Genomic DNA, 4,226 nt, shown 5'->3' on the forward strand with positions numbered 1-4,226 from the left:
TAGTGATACTGGGTGAATACCCATTTTCCAGCGTTGTCATCAAAGTGTTCCTCTAAAAGGGCCAAACCCATTCCGTTGTAAAGCACATTCGCATAGGTTTTGACCACGCTCTTATTCGATAACTGAGTGACAGTTCGGATAGAGTCCACTTTTAAGACCGGCATTCCCGTATTGACAGCATCAAAGTTTGCGGAACTTGTATTATAGTAGTTATACTCTACGACCTCACTGAACACTTCTCCGTTGGCGTTGGAGCGATTTGGATAGGTCTCTTTTTTCAGACGCCCTGCGGCATCATATTCATACCTCGTGGTCTTGCCATTCTCGTCGCTCTGACTTTTCAGCAATCCGTAACCCATCTCATAACTCATCGTGGTTTTCACAATCTGCTGATTGGATGTACCAATGTTGAACCACTGCTGTTGTTCGGTAGGGTAGGCACGGCGGCCTTCGGGCCCGTACTGGGTCACGCTTTTGGCCACTAGTTGGCCTTGGGCGGTCTTCTCCGCCGTTGCCTGGGAGATCCCTCCCGTACTATTAAAATAATTATAACTGTATACCGTCCTGTCTCCTAACGCATTGGTTACCGTTACCGGCCGCCCTTCAGGAGTATAGGTATAACGTTCATTTTGCGGTGCTGCATCATTTTCATTGTTATACCAGGACTGCGTTTCCAGCAAATGATACTTAGGTTCATACTGGTAGGTGGTTGTATAATGCTGTTTGATTGCCGGATTATTAAACTGATCTCCGGTCAACGGCTTCGTTTGACTCTCAACCTGCCCCCAACTGTTATACACGGTTTCGGTGTATAAATGATTTGCGGTTGCTTCAGTGTCTTGGGGAGCATACTCCGAGAGGGTAGTCCTTGTGGGATACCGGGTAAAGACTCCATGAAACGCCGTATTGTCAGTGATCTTCCGCTCGCCTCCAGCCTCCCGGGTTTCCGTCCGAAGCACTCTGCCATCTTTATCAAATGTATGAGTGGTTTGGAGCCCATTACTGGCAGTCGTGCTAACCACAGTTGACGTCGTACTAAACCGAAAATCCGCAGGCAAAACAGCGGGATATTGATCCGGGGTATTCCCCGTATAATCACCTGTATAAGTATAGTTTATTTCCTGATACGTCTTGGATGCCGTCTTGTCCTTTCTAGATTTCGCCCGATACTCTACGACGGTGGAATTCGGGCCGGTATGACGATCGGCTTGTTCATATTCATATTCTGTAACAGAATTGGGATACGTAATTTTTTTCAGGAACGAATTAAAAAGAAATCCGTCGTAAGAACCAACATAAGAAGAAAAGCCATTTTGATACTCGAAATAGGTTTTCTCTCCGTTTTGATCGGTAATTGACGCAAGGCACGGAATATACTTTTGAAGTGGTGGTATGCCTATATTTCTTTGAATTTCCCCCAATACTCTCCCTTTCGTCAATACCACCTTCTGAACTTCTTGCGTCGCGTTCTCTTCGTTATAGACCCGAATATCTACGTTTTCCCCATCAAATACCTCGGAATCCAGGTCTTCCTCGTAATTAAATTTCACCACACGGCCAACGGTATCCGTTATCGAGAACAATCTTCTTGATTCGTCGTATTTAAATGTAATCGTATTGCCGAAGCGATCTACGATTCCAATTAAATCCCCATCATTGGAAAAGTATTCTCGTTTAAGATCTAAGTATTCAATGTAGGAACTTGATCTTTGTTGCCCATTACTGAATGCGCCATTGTTCCAGTTTTCATATACCAGTCGCTTGTCTTTGCCTTTATAATTGAGTAAATTTGTATAAAGTGAGAGCTCATCATTACTATTGTCATCACGAACTCTATACGCATTGCCTGTTCCATCGTGGTAGATGAACCCCGTATCACCAGCTCTTTGTAAGTATGGGAATTGATACGACCACCCGCTGCCTAAGACCGGAAGACGATAATTGTAGCTATATTCCCAACTCTGAAAGTTGGGATCCCACCATGTACTAATAAGAAAGGGAATACTTTGGTTGGAATTGTACATAAGGCCAATATCTAAGTCCAGTCCATCCACACCAGGCAAGTGAATCAGGTTTTCTTTCCGGGTCACACTTCCTGACACCGGATCGACCATTTCACTGGAACTGTTGCGGTCATTAAACTGCGGTTTATAGGTTTGATTGATTTGAGCAAGGGCTAACTTGTTGATCACACCGGATACGGCTGCATCGAAGGTACTCATGGAGAGGGCTAATTCTGATCGATACCCTTTCCCGGTACCCTCTTCTTGTCCATATACTGAGGAGGAAACTGTTGGCTTTCCGTTAAAAGAAAAATGGTTAAACATTTCAGTTGCATACACATTTTCCTGTACAGTGGGCTTACTGAATATTCCTGCTTCTTTTTCAAGCTCCTGCTGGATATCCTCCCAGGATCTTTTCTCATTCAGTTTCCATTTCCAAAGTTCCAGCGGGGTTCGCTTCTCCTGTAGCAAGCTCAGATAATTTACCCAATATACATCAACCTTGGAGGCTCCAGCCAGAACAAGCGGTTCAATTTCTGTTTGGGTTAAATCCAGGGACCTGGGTTCAGCCGCACGGGCAAGAGGCTTCTCTAAATTTTCCTTTGTTTTCCCAGGAACTAATTTCATACGCGTTTCATAGGTTTTCTCTTTTAGCATTTGAATGGTTAACATGTTCGGATCGTAAACGTCTCCAGTTACGGATACAACCTCGTCTATAAGCTTTTTATTTTCAGCAAAGGCTGATTTCATCTGGACATTTCCGGGATTAAATGTAGGCTCAATTTGCTGTTCGGATATTGTATTCAATGGGGCTGGAGAAGGAGCAGGACTTTCCACCTTAGTTTCGGCCTTCACATATTCAGAGGAAAGGATCGGATTGCTCTCAGCAGCGGCTATACGTTCATTTGTAACTGGAAAACCGCCTACTAATATAGTAAAGGATAAAGCAACGTTGAGAAATGAATTCATCTTTTTTCTATTCTTCAAATAAATACTCCCCTATCATTCATTTTTAAAGTCATGTATAGCAAAGCACGAATCTAGTGCAAGAGCGGTCCGCCCCTAATTCAATTCACATAAGCTATTACCGGTCTCCAGATTGTTCCGTCATAGGCAGGTCAGCGCATTGCAGCACTATTCCGTTCGGGTCCCCCTCAGATTGCCATTCGAGTCATAATTATAGTAAGTCGTCTTATTGTTGGGTTGTTTGATCTGCACCAGCCTTCCATTATCATCGTAGAGATAAGTTGTCGCTTGCTTAATAATAATGTCATCAATGGAGAGAGCGCCTCCGCCATAAATTCCCCAGAACAAATAGTAGTTTTCTTGATTTCCAGTAGTAAAGGTGACCGTTTCTACTCCTTTTGTTCCCGCGGCACTATTCCATGTAGTCCAGCCTTTGGTTTCAATATCATCTAGACCACGTGCTGAGAAGTAAAAATAGCGGTAGGCATTGGTTGAATCCATATCAATAGATTTGTAAGAAAAGGTCACTGAATATGTCGTATTGCTCTGAAACTTCACTTGATCCAAATCTGTACTTGCGAAGTTCGCCCACTGCTGGGAAGCTGTGGAGCTTAAATAGGCAGAATATGACCCGCTGACGGTTTTTGAGGGTTCATTAGTAATCATTCCAGATACGGGTGAAAAGCCAGTCCCGCTATACGAGCCACCCTCAAAAGATTCACTTACTTTAGAGATTTCTATATCATCCAGCGAAAGAGCGCCACCTTGACGGATGCCCCAAACCAGATAGTAATTATCTTTGCTCCCTGTCGTGAACGTAACGGTTTTGCTGCCCTTGCTGCCACTAGGATTCTGCCAGGTGGTCATTCCTTTCTCTTCTAGCTTGTCTGAACTTCGAGCCAGGAAATAAAAGTACCGGTTGGCGTTCGAAGAATCCATGTCAGCTGATTTATAGGAGAAAGTTACTGAATAAGTCGTATTAGGTTCGAATTTATACTTATTAAGATCTGTATTTACAAATTCCTTTGTTGGTTCAGTTGCCAGTGATTTAAGGTAAGCTGAATATTGTCCAGTAACCACTTTGGAAGATTCATTAGTAATGACTCCAGAGCCAGCATTGAAATTAGTATTGGTAAACGAACCACTCTCAAAGGATTCATTTACTTTTGTGATTTCTATGTCGTCAATGGACAGGGCGCCGCCTTTAAATATTCCCCAGATCAAATAGTAATTCTCTTTGTTTCCCGTTGTGAATGT

The 4,226-nt window shown here is 43.4% G+C and carries 2 protein-coding genes; both read right to left on the reverse strand.

The features are described from left to right. The coding region (locus tag AC3WT9_RS34520) for an RHS repeat domain-containing protein (RefSeq protein WP_492408968.1) at window positions 1–2,990 on the reverse strand (2,990 nt) is incomplete at its 3' end. A gap of 147 nt (window positions 2,991–3,137) precedes the next feature. Continuing rightward, window positions 3,138–4,226 (reverse strand): RHS repeat domain-containing protein (locus AC3WT9_RS34525; RefSeq protein WP_492408970.1); only part of this gene is annotated, 1,089 nt, incomplete at its 5' end.

Source organism: Paenibacillus sp. EB106-06-01-XG199, assembly GCF_058791575.1.